Raw genomic sequence first — 15321 nt, forward strand, 5'->3', positions numbered from 1 at the left:
GGCGTTTACCGGAGCTTCCGCCGACCTACCCTGAAGGTATGGCAGGGCGTGGCGACCCGCCTGAGGGGACCCCTGAGGGACTCCCCGGCGGTGAGGACGAATACCGATCCGTCGTCTTCGACGAGGCGTTCGTCCGTGCTGCCCGCCTCCAGGAGTTCTCCGCCCGGGAACGGATGGGCGAGCACGCCCAGGCCGTCCGCGCCCGCTCCGCCTGGGAGGGCCGCAGCGGCTCCCGGCAGGCCCTGCTGCTCGTCCTGCTGATCCTGCTCGCCTTCGGCACCGCGGTCTATCTCGGCGTCCGCAACCCCTACCAGCCCCCCGTCGACCAGCCGGCCGAGCCGCTGCGCTCCACGGTCGTCCCGCTCGCCCCCCAGGGCCCGGTCCCGGGCGGCACTCCGCAGCAGCTCTTCGGCCACAGCCCCGCCGCCGAGTACCGCACCGGCGCCGCCGGCATCAACCTGCCGCTGGCCGGGCGCACCACCCACTTCTCCGAGTCCCAGGTCGTCACGGCCCTCGGCATCGCCAAGGACTACCTGGTCGCCTCCTCCCTCGAACCCGACGTCCTGGCCGGTCTCACCGTCCGCCCGCCCCGCCTGCTGATCGACCCCGACCAGCAGGCGCAGTTCGACCGGAGCGTCGAGGCGCCCGTGGACGACGGCCGGCACGCCGTCGCCGGCTGGCTGGTCCGCTTCGACTCCCGCCGGGTCGTCCTCGCCGACCCCTCCGTCCGCGTCCAGGGCACCCTGCGCTTCGCGGAGATCAACACGGACCTCCTGGAGGTCACGGCGGACCACACCTTCACCTACGCCGTCCGCCCCGCCACCGCCGGCAACGGCCCGGCCCCGCGGGCCTCGCTGTTCACCGTCCACCGCGAGCTGCGCTTCCGCTTCGACCGCGAGGACCTGCGGATGCACCGCGCCGAGCTGCTCACCAGCGCCGTCCAGGCCGGTCCGCAGTCCTGCGACGCGGACACCACCGGCTCGCTGCGCCCGCTGCTCGCCGGCGAGCGGGCCGCCGACCGCAGCCGGCAGGCCGCCACCGACCCGTACGCCACGGCCGCGCCCACCGTCTCCGCGGTCTGCGGCGTCCTCGCGCCGAGCGCTCAGCCGTCCTTCTGACCGGGGTCCTTGCCGGGGGCCGCGCCGGAGCCCTGACCGGAGTCCTGGCCGGAGTCCTGGCCGGTTTCCCGGCCGCGGTCCTGGCGTGAGCGGCCGAACAGCTTCCCGCCGAGGTCGCCCGCGAGGTCCCCGGCGCCGCCGGCTATGTCGCTGACCAGCTTCATCAGCGGATCCTTGCTGTTCTTCACGGTGTCCGCGTAGTGCCGCCCCGACTCGCGGAACGAGTCGGTCACCGAGGTGTCCTTGTCCTCCGAGCGCTTCGGGTAGTGGCCGTCCATGATCCGCTGGTAGTCGCGGGTCTCCGACCACTTCTTCAGCTCGGCCGCGCGGACCGTGGTGAAGGGGTGCGAGCGCGGCAGCACGTTCAGGATCTTCAGCACGGAGTCGCGCAGGTCGCCGCTCTTCTCGTACTCGTCGGCCTGGGCGAGGAACGCGTCCACGTTCATCTCGTGCAGGTTGTTGCCGCCCGCGATCTTCATCAGGCCGCGCATGGACGCCTGCAGGTCCTGGCCCACGAGCAGCCCGGCCCGGTCGGCCGAGAGCTCCGACTTGCGGAACCACTCGCGCAGCGCGGCGACGATCGTCATGATCGCCACGTTCCCCAGCGGAATCCAGGCGATCTTGAGGGCCAGGCTGGTGAGGAAGAGCAGCACCGTCCGGTAGACGGAGTGGCCCGAGAGCGCGTGGCCCACCTCGTGCCCGATGACGGCCCGCATCTCCTCCTCGTCGAGCAGCTCCACCAGGCCGGTGGTGACGACGATGATCGGCTCGTCGAGGCCGATGCACATCGCGTTCGGCTGGGGGTCCTGCGTGACGTACATCGGCGGGACCTTCTCCAGGTCCAGGATGTAACAGGCGTCCCGCAGCATGTCGTTGAGGTGCGTGAACTGGGCGTCGCTCACCCGCACGGATTCGGAGAGGAAGAGGAGCCGCAGGCTGCGCTCGGGCAGCAGACCGCTCAGCGCCTTGAAGACGGTGTCGAAACCGCTCAGCCTGCGCAGCGCGACCAGCGCCGAGCGGTCGGCCGGGTGTTCGTAGGCCCGCGAGGAGATCCCGGGGAAGCGCTTGCGCCGTCGGCCCGGCAGGTTCTCCTGGTGATGATCGGTCATGGATGCCCCCTGTTCGTACGAGTCGGTGCTCGTCCCCCTGACGCGACCCAGCCTAGGCGAGGGGGCTACCGTGTGCCGGAGCCTGTGGATAACTCGGGCACTGTGGACAACCGCGCACTGTGGAAAACCGAGGAGCACGACACCATGACGGACACACCGGCCACCGCCGTCGCCTCCCTGCTCGCCGCCGCCTCGCCGCAGGGCCCCGGCGACACGCTGCGGATCGTGCTGCTCGTCTCGATGGTCGGCGGCGCCCTGCTCGCCTGGTTCCTGGTCCGCGGCTACCGCAAGGGCGCCGAGGACACCGCCCCCCAGGCCGGGGCCGGAGCCCGGGCCGGCGAGCGGGCGGAGGGCCGCTCGGAGGTCGCCGCGGCCCGCACCGAGAACGGTCCCGGTGACGCCAACGCCTGAGTCGGCGTGAGCACTCGGCGACGCGCCGCATACGATGTGCGCGAAGTCTCCGCTCCCATCCCCGATCGAAGGTCCTGCCGAAGATGAGCCTCCACGCCACCGCCGCCAACCTGGTCACGCTCGCCGAGGGTGCCGAGGGCGGCAACCACGACAGCCTCAACCCGTTCGTCACGGGTGGCGGCGCCCTGCTCGTGCTCCTTCTGCTCCTCTGGGTGACCACCCGCTTCAACCGCGACCGCTGAGCCGAGAGGCCGCTGATCCGGCGTCCGCCGCCGTGCCAGTAGGCTCTGCACGCATGGGAGAGCAGGAAGTGCCTACTGGCGGTCGCGGCAAGCGCCGTGTCGGCGTGATGGGCGGCACGTTTGACCCGATCCATCACGGACACCTGGTGGCCGCCAGCGAGGTGGCCGCCCTGTTCCACCTCGACGAGGTGGTGTTCGTGCCGACCGGGCAGCCGTGGCAGAAGAGCCACAAGGCCGTCTCGGCGGCCGAGGACCGGTACCTGATGACGGTCATCGCCACCGCGTCCAACCCGCAGTTCTCCGTCAGCCGCATCGACATCGACCGGGGCGGCCCGACGTACACCATCGACACCCTGCGGGACCTGCGCTCCCTCAACAGCGACTCGGACCTCTTCTTCATCACCGGTGCCGACGCGCTGTCGCAGATCCTCACCTGGCGGGACGCCGAGGAGCTGTTCGCGCTCGCGCACTTCATCGGCGTCACCCGGCCGGGTCACGACCTCACCGACGACGGCCTGCCCAAGGGCGGGGTGTCGCTGGTCGAGGTCCCCGCGCTCGCCATCTCCTCCACGGACTGCCGGGCAAGGGTCGCGCAGGGCGACCCCGTCTGGTACCTGGTCCCGGACGGTGTCGTGCGCTACATCGACAAGCGCCAGTTGTACCGCGGCGAGTGAGCCTCGGGGAGGGCCACCGGTGAACGATCAGCAGAACCCGTACGACCCGTACTATCCGCAGCCGCAGATCATCGGCTACGACGCGTACGGGCAGCCGGTGTACCAGCAGCAGGTCCCGCAGCAGCACTACGAGTACGACCAGTACGACCCGTACGGACAGCAGCAGGCACAGCAGGCTCAGCAGGCACAGCAGGCACAGCAGCCGCAGGCCCCCCAGACCCAGTCCCAGGGTTACGGCTACGACCCGTACGGGCAGCAGCAGCCGCAGCAGCCGCAGTACGACCCGTACGCGCAGCAGCCCTCGTACGACTACACCTCCTACGACACGGGCCACACCGGCCAGGCGGGCCAGACCGATCAGGCGGGGCAGCAGTGGGCCGTCCGGACCGAGCCCGCGCCCGCGCCGCAGGCCCCCCAGGTCCCGCCGCAGGCCCCGGCCCCCACTCCTTCGCCGGCACCGGCCCAGGAGCGGGAGACCGCCGCGCCCGTACCGGGGCAGCGGCAGCGTCCGGCGACGGACGGCGACGGACGCGCGTACGGCACCGAGCAGTTCTCGTTCATCGAGGAGCCCGACGAGGACTCCGAGGACGTCATCGACTGGCTGAAGTTCACCGAGAGCCGGTCCGAGCGCCGCGAGGAGGCCCGCCGCCGCGGCCGCAACCGCGTCGTCGCCCTCGTCGTCGTCCTCGCGCTCGCCGTCGTCGGCGGCGTCGGCTGGCTCTGGTCGGCCGGCATGCTCCCGGGCACGTCCGGCGGCGAGCAGAAGCAGAACACCGCCACCGGTCCGCAGCAGCGCGACACCATCGTCGTCCACCTGCACGACACCAAGGGCGGCGGCACCTCCACGGCCCTGCTCGTGAACAACGCCACCACCAAGCAGGGCACCACCGTCCTGCTCCCCAACTCGCTCGCCCTCGCCGACGACGAGGGCTCCACCACCACGCTCGCCAAGTCCGTCGAGGACGACGGCTCCAGCGGCACCCGCGAGGCCATCGGCAACCTCCTCGGCGCCAAGATCACCGGCACCTGGCGGCTCGACACCCCGTACCTGGAGAACCTCGTCGAGCTGGTCGGCAACATCGACCTCACCACCGACACCGAGGTGCCCGGCGACAAGCGCGGCGCCGAGCCGCTGGTCAAGAAGGGCGAGAACCAGACGCTCAACGGCCGTGCCGCCGTCGCCTACGCCACCCACCGGGCCTCCGGCGAGGCCGAGGCCAAGCAGCTCCAGCGCTTCGGACAGGTCCTGTACGCGGTGCTGCGGAAGATCTCCGACGACCCCAAGGCCGCCACGATCACCGTCGAGACCCTGGCCCAGATCCTCGACCCGTCGCTGCCCGAGAAGGACCTCGGCGCCTCGCTCGCCAAGCTCGCCGAGCACGCCAAGGTCGGCGACTACAAGACCGCCGTGCTGCCCGTCGAGTCCGACGGCTCGCTCAGCGAGGCCACCAGCGACAGCGTCGTCAAGGACATCCTCGGCGGCAAGGTCAGCGCGCCCGACCAGGGCGGTGCCACCCGGGTCGCGATCCGCGACGCCACCGGCAAGGACGCCACCGAGGCGGCCCGCGTGGTCCTGGTCAACGGCGGCTACGCCGTGGTCGGCGGCACCAAGGCCGACACCGAGGCGAAGTCCGAGGTCGTCTACGCGGAGGACGCCCAGAAGGCGACCGCCGTGGAGGTCGCCAAGACCCTGGGCCTGCCCCTCGGATCCGTCACCAAGGGCAAGCCCGCCGCGAACGCCCAGGTCACCGTCGTGCTCGGCGGTGATTACAAGATCCCGGGCGCCAAGCGGTGACCCTCAAACAATGGTTTTCGGGACCGTCGGCGGTACATGAGACCCTTGAGGAGACTCAGACCGCCGACGAAAGCCAGCATGTGACCGCCACGGACCGCTCCATCGAGCTCGTCAACGCCGCCGCCCAGGCGGCGGCCGACCGGCTCGCTCACGACATCATCGCGTACGACGTCAGCGACGTGCTGTCGATCACCGACGCCTTCCTGCTCGCCTCCGCGCCCAACGACCGCCAGGTCAAGTCGATCGTCGACGAGATCGAGGAGCGGCTGCTCAAGGACCTCGGCGCCAAGCCGGTGCGCCGCGAGGGCGACCGCGACGCCCGCTGGATCCTCCTCGACTACGTCGACATCGTCGTCCACGTCCAGCACAGCGAGGAGCGTGTCTTCTACGCCCTGGAGCGGCTGTGGAAGGACTGCCCCGAGCTGCCGCTGCCCGAGGACGCGCTGAAGACCCGCGGCAAGGCCGAGGAGCACGCCCGGCTGACGGGCGCCGACGGGGCGGACGGTGAGCTGAGCTGACCAGCGGCAAGGGCGGCGCCGGGCGCCGCATCGTGCTGTGGCGCCACGGCCAGACGTCCTGGAACCTGGAGCGCCGCTTCCAGGGCTCCACGGACATCGAGCTGACCGGCACCGGCGTCGCCCAGGCGCGCCGGGCCGCCCGGCTGCTCGCCGCGCTGAAGCCGGACGCCATCGTCTCCTCGGACCTCAAGCGGGCGGCGGCCACGGCCGCCGAGCTGTCCTCGCTCACCGGTCACACCGTCGCCCTCGACTCCGGCCTGCGCGAGACCTACGCGGGCGAGTGGCAGGGCCTGACGCACGACGAGATCACCGCGCGGTACGGCGAGCAGTACGCCGCCTGGAAGCGCGGCGAGCCCGTGCGCCGGGGCGGCGGCGAGCTGGAGACCGAGGTGGCCGACCGGGCCGCCCCGGTGGTCCTGGAGCACGCCGACAAGCTGCCCGAGGACGGCACGCTCGTCGTGGTCAGCCACGGCGGCACGATCCGCACCACGATCGGCCGGCTGCTCGGCCTGGAGGCCCATCACTGGGAGTCCCTGGGCGGCCTCTCCAACTGCTGCTGGTCCGTCCTCGGCGAGGGTGCGCGCGGCTGGCGCCTCCTGGAGCACAACGCCGGCACGCTGCCCGAGCCCGTACTCGGCGACGACACCTGAGCCGCCGCGTGTGGCCTGCCGGATCCGATTTCACTTTCCGGCAGGTCACAGGCTAGAGTTCTTCTTGTTCGCAGCGCGGAGCGCGAAGAACACGCGGGGCTATAGCTCAGTTGGTAGAGCGCCTGCATGGCATGCAGGAGGTCAGGAGTTCAATTCTCCTTAGCTCCACAATCACCGGATCCCGTCCCCAGCAGGGGGCGGGATCCGTCGTTTCCCTGGTCTCCCGCCCCGTCACCTCTCCCGCAGCAGCAGGTCGATGGCCCGCCGGCTCCCCTCGTCGTTCGGCGTGTAGGTGACGATCCGGCACTCCGGCATCCCGTTGACCGACAGCGAGACCGAGGTCATCCGTATCTCGCCCACCAGGGCGTGCCGGAAGGTCTTCACCCGGGTGCCCGGCGGCACCACGTCGCCGCTGCGCCACAGCTCCGCGAAGTACGGGCTCGCCTCGCGCAGCAGCCGGACGAACGACTCCCAGGCCGGCTCGCCGACATGGCGCCCGTACGCACCCCGCAGCTGCGCCACCATCAGCGGCAGCTCCAGGGTCCGGTCGACCAGCGGGCAGTCCGCCTCGTCCACGGTGAACAGGGTCCACAGGGCGTTGCGTATGCCCACCGGGCCCACCGCGGGGCCCGGTGCCGGGCCCGGCCCGTCGTCGAGGAACAGCAGGTCGTACGTGGCGTTCGTGGCCAGCACGTCGTACCGCGCGTTGTAGACCACCGCCGGGAGCGGCACGAGGGCGTCCAGGACGCCCTGGATCTCGGGGCTGACCGCCACCACGTGCTCGGGCGCCGCCTCGGGCCCGTACGGCACCTCCGCCAGGTGGTAGAGGTGCTCGCGCTCCGGCCGGTCGAGCCGCAGCGTGCGGGCCACCGCGTCGAGCACCTGCGCCGAGGCGTTGATCGGCCGGCCCTGCTCCAGCCACGTGTACCAGGTCACGCCGACGCCGGAGAGCTGCGCCACCTCCTCGCGGCGCAGCCCCGGCGTGCGCCGTCTCAGGCCCGGCGGCATGCCCACGTCCTGGGGCGTCACCCGCGCCCGCCGGCTGCGCAGGAACGCCGCCAGCTCCGGTCTGCGCCGCGTCTCGCCCGGTGCTGCCACAGTCGTCACACCCCCCATGGTCGGGTCCCCGTACCGCCGTTGCCAGGTGCTGCCAGTACCAGCATCGACGGGCTCTCGTTACCCGTATCTGGCCGGCGTCACGCTGCTCGCATGACGACGACCACCACACGTCCCGCACCCAGTAAAGACCCCGGCACCGACAACCGGCCCCGGGCCCTGCTCGGCGTCGTGCTCGCCGCCCAGTTCATGGCCCTGCTCGACGCCTTCATCGTCAACGTCGCCGCCCCCACCATCCGCCGCGAACTCGCCGCCACCGGCGCCGGGATCCAGCTCGTCGTCGCCGGATACACCATCGCCTACGCGGTGTTGCTGATCACCGGCGCCCGGCTCGGCGACCGGCTCGGCCACCGTCGCCTCTACCTCGCCGGGCTCGCGCTCTTCACCGCCGCCTCGCTCGCCTGCGGACTGGCCGGTGGAACCGGCCAGTTGATCGCCTTCCGGGTCGTCCAGGGCGCCGGATCGGCCCTGATGATCCCTCAGGTGCTCAGCCTCATCCAGCGCAACTTCACCGGCGAGGGCCGGGTCCGCGCGCTCAGCGCCTATGCCGCCGTCCTCGCCACCGGCGCGGCCGCCGGCCAGGTCGTCGGCGGCGTCCTCGTCAGCGCCGACCTCTTCGGCACCAGCTGGCGCCCGGTGTTCCTGGTCAACGTGCCCATCGGGCTCGTTCTGCTGGCCCTCGGCGCCAAGGTGCTGCCGCGCGACACGGGCACCGAGGCCGAGCGCGCCCGCTCCCTCGACCTGCCCGGACTGCTGCTGCTCGCCGCCTCCGTCACGCTGCTCACCGTCCCGCTCGTCCTCGGCCAGGAGAAGGGCTGGCCGCTGTGGACCTGGCTGTCGTTCGCCGGCGCACTGCTCCTGTTCGCCGCCTTCGGCGCGTACGAGGCCGCGCTCGCCCGGCGCGGCGGCGCCCCGATCGTCGCGCCCCGGGTGCTGCGCAGTCCCGGCATCGGCCGGGCCGTCGTGCGGATCGCCGCCGTGATGGCCGTCAACGCGGGCTTCCTGTTCACCCTGACCCTGCACCTCCAGGGCGCGCTCGGGCACAGTGCCCTGCGCACCGGCCTCACCTTCGCGCCGACCGCCGCCGTCTTCGGGCTCGTCGGCCTCACCTGGCGGCGCTGGCCGGCCCGGCTGCAGCCCTTCCTGGTGCCCGGCGGCTTCCTCCTCACGGCCGCCTCCTCGGTGGGCGTGGGCGCCGTCCTGAAGGACGGCGGCGCGGGCGGCTGGGCGCTCTACCCGGTGCTGTGCGCCATGGGCGCCGGCCTGGCGCTGGCCTTCAGTCCGGCCCTGACCGGCGCGCTCGCGACCGTACGGCCCGCGGACGCCGCCGACGCCAGCGGACTGCTCGCCACCGTCACCCAGCTCGGCCAGCTGATCGGCGTCGCCGCGTTCGGGGCGCTCTTCCTGGGCCGGATCACCGGACCGGGGGCGCACCTGTCCGCCGACGCGCTGTGGGAGTGCACCCTCGCACTGGCCGGGGCGGCGGTCCTGGGGGCCTCGGCGAGCCTGCTCCGCCGACGGCGCTGACCCCCTTGCGGGGCCATGGCAGAATCGGACCGCCGGAGGGGAAGAGGGTCCGGGCGGGAGGGAGCGCGCATGGCCGTGGACGGTGCCGAGGAGATCGCAGCCGATGCCGTCGCGGAATCCGCCCCAGGACCGACAGCACCACCCCGCTCAGGAGCGGCGTGCGCCGCGACGGTGTCTGTCGCGACCATGACGGGAGCCGAGTGATGGGTGCGCACCGGCGGAAGTGCGACTGGTGCGGCAGCGGGACGCCCATCGTCCGTGACATGGACCCCGTGAACCCCTCGTTCCAGTACTGGTGCGAGGAGTGCGCGCGGGCGCTGATCATAAAAGGCGACCCCATCGAGACCTACCGCGAGCTCGAAGGGGAGCCGATCTACGGCCGGCTCCTCGACGAGCACTGCACCCTGAAGCGGTTCTACTCCTTCGCGACGGCCTGAGCGGCCCGAGCGCCCACTGCGCGCCCGGGCTCGCGGCGGTACGAACGCCCTCAGCGCCCCGGGCGCCCCGCGCGACTCAGGCGCTCCGGGCGGACTCGGGCTCCCGGGTCTTCTGCCGGGGCTGCGGGACCGCCGTCGGAAGGGGCTCCTGCCGGGTCCGGCGCAGTGACAGCGCATAGCCGGCGAAGACCGCGAGCGCCGTCAGCGGGTAGACCGCCGAGAGCAGCATCTGGCCCGCGTTCTGCTCCAGTTCGGGCCGTCCCGGGTCGTGCGGCACCCACCACAGCGCGAACGAGGCGAAGACCAGCGCCACGGCCGCCGTCACCGGCCACGCGCGCGTGGAGCGCTCGTACAGCAGGATCAGCAGGGTCACGGCCCACACCCAGTGGTGCGACCAGGAGATCGGGCTGATCATCAGCGCCGTGAACGCGGTGATGACCACGGCCACCGCGCGGTCGCCGCGCACTGCCGCCCGCACCGCGAGCACCATCGCCGCGCCGCCGAGCAGCAGGGCCGCCGCGACCCACCACAGGCCCGGCGCGTCGGTGTGCATCAGGCGGGCGAGGACGCCGCTGAGGGACTGGTTGGCGGTCTCCTCGGTGTGCCCGACCCGGCCCGTCTCGAACAGGGTCCGGGTCCAGAACTTCTTCGAGTCGGCCGGCAGCACCACCGCCATCACCAGCGTCGTCACCAGGAACACGCCGGTCGCCGTCAGTGCCGTACGCAGCCAGACGTTCACGCCCCGGCCCGCGCCGGCGCCGGCGCTCCGGTCCCGGCGCCACAGCAGCAGGCCGGCGGCGAACAGCAGGACCACGAAGAGGCCCGGGGTGAGCTTCACGGCGGTGGCGAGCCCGATGCCCAGGCCGGCCCAGCGGCTGCCGCGGCCGCCCTCCCGGCGGGTCAGGTCCCACAGCACCGCCACCGCTATGAGCAGGTTGATCTGCCCGTACCGCAGCGTCGTCCACACCGGCTCGCACCACACGACGACCGCGGCGATCCACAGTGTCGTACGCCACAGATCGGCGCGCGCGGCGCGACGGGAGAGCGCGGGGCGGACCAGCTGGAGCGACAGCTGGACCAGGGCGACGACGAGGAGCAGGTTGCCGGTGGTGTTCAGCGTCCGCATCAGGGGCACGCCCACCAGCGTCAGCGGCAGGAACAGCACGGCCGCGAACGGCGGATAGGTCATCGCGAGGTTCGCCGAGGTGGCGCGCATCTCGTACAGGTCGCCGCCGGAGCGCAGTGTCTCGGCCTCCGCGCGGTAGACCATCACGTCCAGCATGTTCACGTGGGCGAGGCGTTGTGCCACCCAGAACGCGGTGAACGACAGGAGACAGACCGCCGCGGCGGTGACCAGGGGCCACGGCCGGGCGCGGGTGGGGGAGGGCGTGGAGACGGACACAGGTGGCGACCCTACCCGGCCCCTGCTGACGGGCCCGGGATACGGATTTGGCGATCGGCCGGACGGCCGGTTAATGTTCTCTCCGTTGCCGCACGGGAAACCGGGGCGGTCGACACAACTAAACAAGGGGCTATAGCTCAGTTGGTAGAGCGCCTGCATGGCATGCAGGAGGTCAGGAGTTCAATTCTCCTTAGCTCCACAGAATCCCGTAACAGGGGGCTATAGCTCAGTTGGTAGAGCGCCTGCATGGCATGCAGGAGGTCAGGAGTTCAATTCTCCTTAGCTCCACAGAGTAGGAAGCGGGCCGTCCGGACAGGACGGCCCGCTTCTTCGTTTCCGGATCCGGGCCTCCTCGTGCACCGGCTCCGCGCCGCCGGCCGCCGGAACGCCGATGCGTCCCGATCAGGCCCTGCGGTACCCTGACGCCATGCGTGCCGTACGCCTTCTGCTTAGCGGGCCGCGCTGATCAGTCCCGACGGATGAACATCCGGTCGGCATCGGCGCGGCGTCCCCTCCTGTGCGAGGGGATTTTTCATTTCGTGGCAGTGCTGGCAGTGGGCAGAGACGATCGATGGAGCTTCAAGGATCATGACCGAGATCAACACGGCTGCCGAGACGGCGGCCCCGCATCGCTACACGGCGGCCATGGCCGCCGACATCGAGGCACGCTGGCAGGACGCCTGGGACGCGGAGGGCACCTACGAGGCCCCCAACCCCACCGGCGACCTGGCCGGGGACGCGGCCGTCGCGGCCCGCCCCAAGAAGTTCATCATGGACATGTTCCCGTACCCGTCGGGCGCGGGCCTGCACGTCGGCCACCCCCTGGGTTACATCGCCACCGACGTCTTCGCCCGCCACGCGCGCATGACCGGGCACAACGTCCTGCACACGCTGGGCTTCGACGCCTTCGGCCTGCCGGCCGAGCAGTACGCCGTGCAGACCGGCACCCACCCGCGGGTGTCCACCGAGGCCAACATGGAGAACATGAAGGCCCAGCTGCGCCGGCTGGGCCTGGGCCACGACAAGCGCCGGTCGTTCGCCACGATCGACCCGGAGTACTACAAGTGGACCCAGTGGATCTTCCTGCAGATCTTCAACTCCTGGTACGACGACGAGGCCAAGCAGGCCCGTCCGATCGCCGAGCTGGTCGAGCGCTTCGAGAACGGCACCCGCGAGGTCCCCGGCGGCCGTGACTGGAACGCCCTGAGCGCCGTCGAGCGCGCCGACGTCCTGGGCGAGTACCGCCTGGCGTACGCCTCCGACGCGCCGGTCAACTGGTGCCCCGGCCTGGGCACCGTGCTGGCCAACGAGGAGGTCACCGCCGACGGCCGCTCGGAGCGTGGCAACTTCCCCGTCTTCAAGGCCAAGCTGCGTCAGTGGAACATGCGCATCACCGCCTACGCGGACCGCCTGCTGGACGACCTGGACGCGCTGGACTGGCCCGAGGCCATCAAGCTGCAGCAGCGCAACTGGATCGGCCGCTCCGAGGGCGCCCGCGTCGACTTCCAGGTCGGCGACACCGGCGCCATCACCGTCTTCACCACCCGCCAGGACACCCTGTTCGGCGCCACCTACATGGTCCTGGCGCCGGAGCACCCCCTGGTCGACGGTGCCGCGAAGATCGTCCCGGCCGCCTGGCCCGAGGGCACCCGCGAGGTGTGGACCGGCGGACACGCCACTCCCGCCGAGGCCGTCGACGCCTACCGCAAGCAGGCCGCCGCCAAGTCCGACGTCGAGCGGCAGGCCGACGCCAAGGAGAAGACCGGCGTCTTCACCGGCGCCTACGCGACCAACCCGGTCAGCGGCGAGCAGGTCCCCGTCTTCATCGCCGACTACGTCCTGATGGGCTACGGCACCGGCGCGATCATGGCCGTCCCGGCGCACGACGCCCGCGACTTCGCCTTCGCGCGCGCCTTCGAGCTGCCGATGCGCTGCGTCGTCGAGCCGTCGGACGACCGCGGCACCGACCCGTCGACGTGGGACGACGCCTTCGGCTCGTACGAGGCCAAGCTGATCAACTCCTCGAACGAGGACGTGACGCTGGACGGCCTGGGCGTCGTCGAGGCCAAGGAGCGGATCACCGCCTGGCTGGCCGACCGCGGCATCGGCGAGGGCACCGTCAACTTCCGCCTGCGCGACTGGCTGTTCAGCCGTCAGCGCTACTGGGGCGAGCCCTTCCCGATCGTCTACGACGAGGACGGCGTCGCGCACTCGCTGCCCGAGTCGATGCTGCCGCTGGAGCTGCCCGAGGTCGAGGACTACTCGCCGCGCACCTTCGACCCGGACGACGCGGACACCCAGCCGGAGACCCCGCTGTCCCGCAACGAGGACTGGGTCAACGTCACCCTGGACCTGGGCGACGGCCCGAAGAAGTACCGCCGCGAGACCAACACCATGCCCAACTGGGCCGGTTCCTGCTGGTACGAGCTGCGCTACCTGGACCCGCACAACAGCGAGAAGCTGGTCGACCCGGCCATCGAGCAGTACTGGATGGGCCCGCGCGAGGGCATGCCCACCGGCGGTGTCGACCTGTACGTCGGCGGCGCCGAGCACGCCGTGCTGCACCTGCTGTACGCGCGCTTCTGGTCGAAGATCCTGTTCGACCTGGGCCACATCTCCTCGGCCGAGCCGTTCCACAAGCTGTACAACCAGGGCATGATCCAGGCGTTCGTCTACCGCGACGCCCGCGGCATCGCCGTCCCGGCGGCCGAGGTCGAGGAGCGCGACGGCGCGTTCTACTACCAGGGCGAGAAGGTCAGCCGCGTCCTGGGCAAGATGGGCAAGTCCCTGAAGAACGCCGTCACCCCGGACGAGATCTGCTCCGAGTACGGTGCCGACACCCTGCGCCTGTACGAGATGGCGATGGGCCCGCTGGACGTCTCCCGCCCCTGGGACACCCGCGCGGTCGTCGGCCAGTACCGGCTGCTGCAGCGCCTGTGGCGCAACATCGTCGACGAGACGACCGGCGAGGTCACCGTCGTCGACGAGCCGGCCGACGAGGACACCCTGCGCGCCCTGCACAAGGCCATCGACGGGGTCTCGCAGGACATGGTCGCGATGCGCTTCAACACCGCCATCGCCAAGATCACCGAGCTGAACAACCACCTGACCAAGTCCGGTGGCGCGCTGTCCCGGCCGGTCGCCGAGCAGCTGGTGCTGCTGGCCGCGCCGCTGGCCCCGCACATCGCCGAGGAGCTGTGGCACCGCCTGGGCCACACCGGCTCGGTCGTCCACCAGGACTTCCCGGTCGCCGACCCGGCCTACGTCGTGGACGAGACCGTGACCTGTGTCGTCCAGATCAAGGGCAAGGTCAAGGCCCGCCTGGAGGTGTCCCCCTCGATCACCGACGCCGACCTGGAGGCCCTGGCCCTGGCCGACCCGGCCGTGGTCGGCGCGCTGGGCGGCGCCGAGATCCGCAAGGTGATCGTCCGCGCGCCGAAGCTGGTCAACATCGTCGCCGGCTGATGCCAGGCCGCCCGTGAGGCGGTTCCCCTAGGGGACGGGTAGGGGCAGGTTGGGGGTTCCGATGGAACCGCCGGCCCGCCCCTTCCGTTTACCGTGGAGGAACCACAACCGAGGCCGGAGGGGCGAGGCACATGGAAGCCGCGATCACGATCATGGCGTTGCTGTTCGTCGCCTTCGTGGCGCTCGGGGTCTATGCGACGGTGAAGGTCGCGAAGGCGGCCAAGCGCGGGGTCGACCGCACCATCGACCAGGCCCGGCGCACCGTCGAGGACACGACGCTGCGCGCCAAGAGCTTCGGCCAGGGCGGCGCCGCCGGTGAGCTCGCCCAGCTGCGGCTCTCGCTGCGCACCTCGATGCGCGCCACCCAGGACGCCCTGCACGCGGGCGTCGCCGAGGACGCCTCCCTGAAGGAGTCCCTGGACCTCTTCCACCGGCTCAGCGGCCATGGGCGCGAGCTGGACGAGATCCTCAAGCGCCTGGAGCGCGAGCCGGACCGGGCCCACGTCGTGGCCCAGCTGCCGGACCTCCGCCACCGCACCGAGCAGATCACCCACTCCGCCGACGCGCTGCGCTTCGCGGCCCGCGACCGGGCCCGCAGGTTCGCCGCCGACGACCTGGACTCGCTGAGCGCCCAGATCGACATGGAGGCGGGCGCGCTGCGGCACTGGACCGCCGCCGACGTGGCCGGTGCGGCCGCGGGCGACGGCAGGGACGCGGCCGCTCCGGCGACGGGGGCGGCGACGGACGCGGGGACGGCGGCGCCGCAGGCCATCACCGGGCCCGGCCCGCGCACCGCGGCCTACCCGTGGGAGAAGTCGGCCCGGCCCGAGAAGACCACCGGCTGACGGGCTTCCGGG

Annotated in this window: 14 protein-coding genes and 3 tRNA genes; 14 read left to right on the forward strand and 3 right to left on the reverse strand. The window is 71.8% G+C overall.

The genetic code is table 11. From position 1 onward, the window contains the following. The first annotated feature begins 38 nt into the window (after nucleotides 1–38). The gene (locus tag ACFYU9_RS08130) at nucleotides 39–1118 is read left to right on the forward strand and encodes a hypothetical protein (protein ID WP_389206083.1); all 1080 of its coding nucleotides are present in this window, start codon (nucleotides 39–41) and stop codon (nucleotides 1116–1118) included. Here the strand turns inward: ACFYU9_RS08130 and ACFYU9_RS08135 are convergent. Beyond that, on the reverse strand, nucleotides 1103–2227 hold the full coding sequence (locus tag ACFYU9_RS08135; protein ID WP_389343645.1) for a M48 family metallopeptidase: 1125 nt from the start codon (nucleotides 2225–2227) through the stop codon (nucleotides 1103–1105). The two genes, ACFYU9_RS08130 and ACFYU9_RS08135, sit on opposite strands and share 16 nt — an antisense overlap. Nucleotides 2228–2371: 144 nt before the next feature. Here ACFYU9_RS08135 and ACFYU9_RS08140 point away from each other — a divergent pair, with 144 nt between their 5' ends. From ACFYU9_RS08140 to ACFYU9_RS08170, 7 genes are all read left to right on the forward strand, one after another. Beyond that, on the forward strand, nucleotides 2372–2638 hold the full coding sequence (locus tag ACFYU9_RS08140) for a hypothetical protein (protein ID WP_389344162.1): 267 nt from the start codon (nucleotides 2372–2374) through the stop codon (nucleotides 2636–2638). An 83-nt stretch (nucleotides 2639–2721) separates the two neighbouring features. After that, nucleotides 2722–2880: a hypothetical protein gene (locus ACFYU9_RS08145; RefSeq protein ID WP_389206079.1), complete on the forward strand. Its 159-nt coding sequence runs from the start codon at nucleotides 2722–2724 to the stop codon at nucleotides 2878–2880. 53 nt (nucleotides 2881–2933) lie between these two features. After that, nucleotides 2934–3554 (forward strand): nicotinate-nucleotide adenylyltransferase, encoded by a 621-nt coding sequence (gene nadD, locus ACFYU9_RS08150; protein ID WP_389206077.1) that lies wholly within the window; start codon nucleotides 2934–2936, stop codon nucleotides 3552–3554. Between the two features lie 19 nt (nucleotides 3555–3573). After that, the gene (locus ACFYU9_RS08155; protein ID WP_389343648.1) at nucleotides 3574–5349 is read left to right on the forward strand and encodes an LCP family protein; all 1776 of its coding nucleotides are present in this window, start codon (nucleotides 3574–3576) and stop codon (nucleotides 5347–5349) included. Nucleotides 5350–5429: 80 nt separating this feature from the next. Continuing rightward, nucleotides 5430–5867: a ribosome silencing factor gene (gene rsfS, locus ACFYU9_RS08160; RefSeq protein WP_389206073.1), complete on the forward strand. Its 438-nt coding sequence runs from the start codon at nucleotides 5430–5432 to the stop codon at nucleotides 5865–5867. Beyond that, entirely contained in the window at nucleotides 5864–6517 is a 654-nt protein-coding gene (locus tag ACFYU9_RS08165; protein WP_389206737.1) for a histidine phosphatase family protein, read from the forward strand. Before rsfS ends, ACFYU9_RS08165 begins: the two co-directional genes overlap by 4 nt. Nucleotides 6518–6612: 95 nt before the next feature. Continuing rightward, nucleotides 6613–6685: transfer RNA gene (locus ACFYU9_RS08170), tRNA-Ala, on the forward strand. Nucleotides 6686–6748: 63 nt separating this feature from the next. Here ACFYU9_RS08170 and ACFYU9_RS08175 read toward each other — a convergent pair. Then, nucleotides 6749–7633 (reverse strand): helix-turn-helix transcriptional regulator, encoded by an 885-nt coding sequence (locus tag ACFYU9_RS08175; RefSeq protein WP_389206071.1) that lies wholly within the window; start codon nucleotides 7631–7633, stop codon nucleotides 6749–6751. A 93-nt stretch (nucleotides 7634–7726) separates the two neighbouring features. Between ACFYU9_RS08175 and ACFYU9_RS08180 the strand changes: the two genes are divergently transcribed. Both ACFYU9_RS08180 and ACFYU9_RS08185 read left to right on the forward strand, forming a co-directional pair. Beyond that, a complete protein-coding gene (locus ACFYU9_RS08180; RefSeq protein WP_389206069.1) occupies nucleotides 7727–9160 on the forward strand; it encodes an MFS transporter in 1434 nt (477 codons plus the stop codon). 203 nt (nucleotides 9161–9363) lie between these two features. Next, a complete protein-coding gene (locus ACFYU9_RS08185) occupies nucleotides 9364–9597 on the forward strand; it encodes a hypothetical protein (protein ID WP_265862737.1) in 234 nt (77 codons plus the stop codon). 76 nt (nucleotides 9598–9673) lie between these two features. On the opposite strand, the gene ACFYU9_RS08190 is transcribed toward ACFYU9_RS08185, so the two are convergent. Next, a complete protein-coding gene (locus tag ACFYU9_RS08190; RefSeq protein ID WP_389343651.1) occupies nucleotides 9674–10999 on the reverse strand; it encodes a glycosyltransferase 87 family protein in 1326 nt (441 codons plus the stop codon). Between the two features lie 126 nt (nucleotides 11000–11125). On the opposite strand from ACFYU9_RS08190, the gene ACFYU9_RS08195 reads away from it, so the two are divergent. From ACFYU9_RS08195 to ACFYU9_RS08210, 4 genes are all read left to right on the forward strand, one after another. After that, a tRNA-Ala gene (locus ACFYU9_RS08195) sits at nucleotides 11126–11198 on the forward strand. A gap of 16 nt (nucleotides 11199–11214) precedes the next feature. Continuing rightward, nucleotides 11215–11287 (forward strand) — tRNA-Ala (locus ACFYU9_RS08200). Between the two features lie 300 nt (nucleotides 11288–11587). Continuing rightward, on the forward strand, nucleotides 11588–14464 hold the full coding sequence (gene leuS / locus ACFYU9_RS08205; protein WP_389343654.1) for a leucine--tRNA ligase: 2877 nt from the start codon (nucleotides 11588–11590) through the stop codon (nucleotides 14462–14464). 131 nt (nucleotides 14465–14595) lie between these two features. Continuing rightward, nucleotides 14596–15309, forward strand: a complete 714-nt coding sequence (locus tag ACFYU9_RS08210; protein ID WP_389206063.1) for a hypothetical protein — start codon at nucleotides 14596–14598, stop codon at nucleotides 15307–15309. Nucleotides 15310–15321 lie beyond the last annotated feature (12 nt).

This window comes from Streptomyces sp. NPDC004327 (genome assembly GCF_042873935.1).
GTDB lineage: Bacteria > Actinomycetota > Actinomycetes > Streptomycetales > Streptomycetaceae > Streptomyces.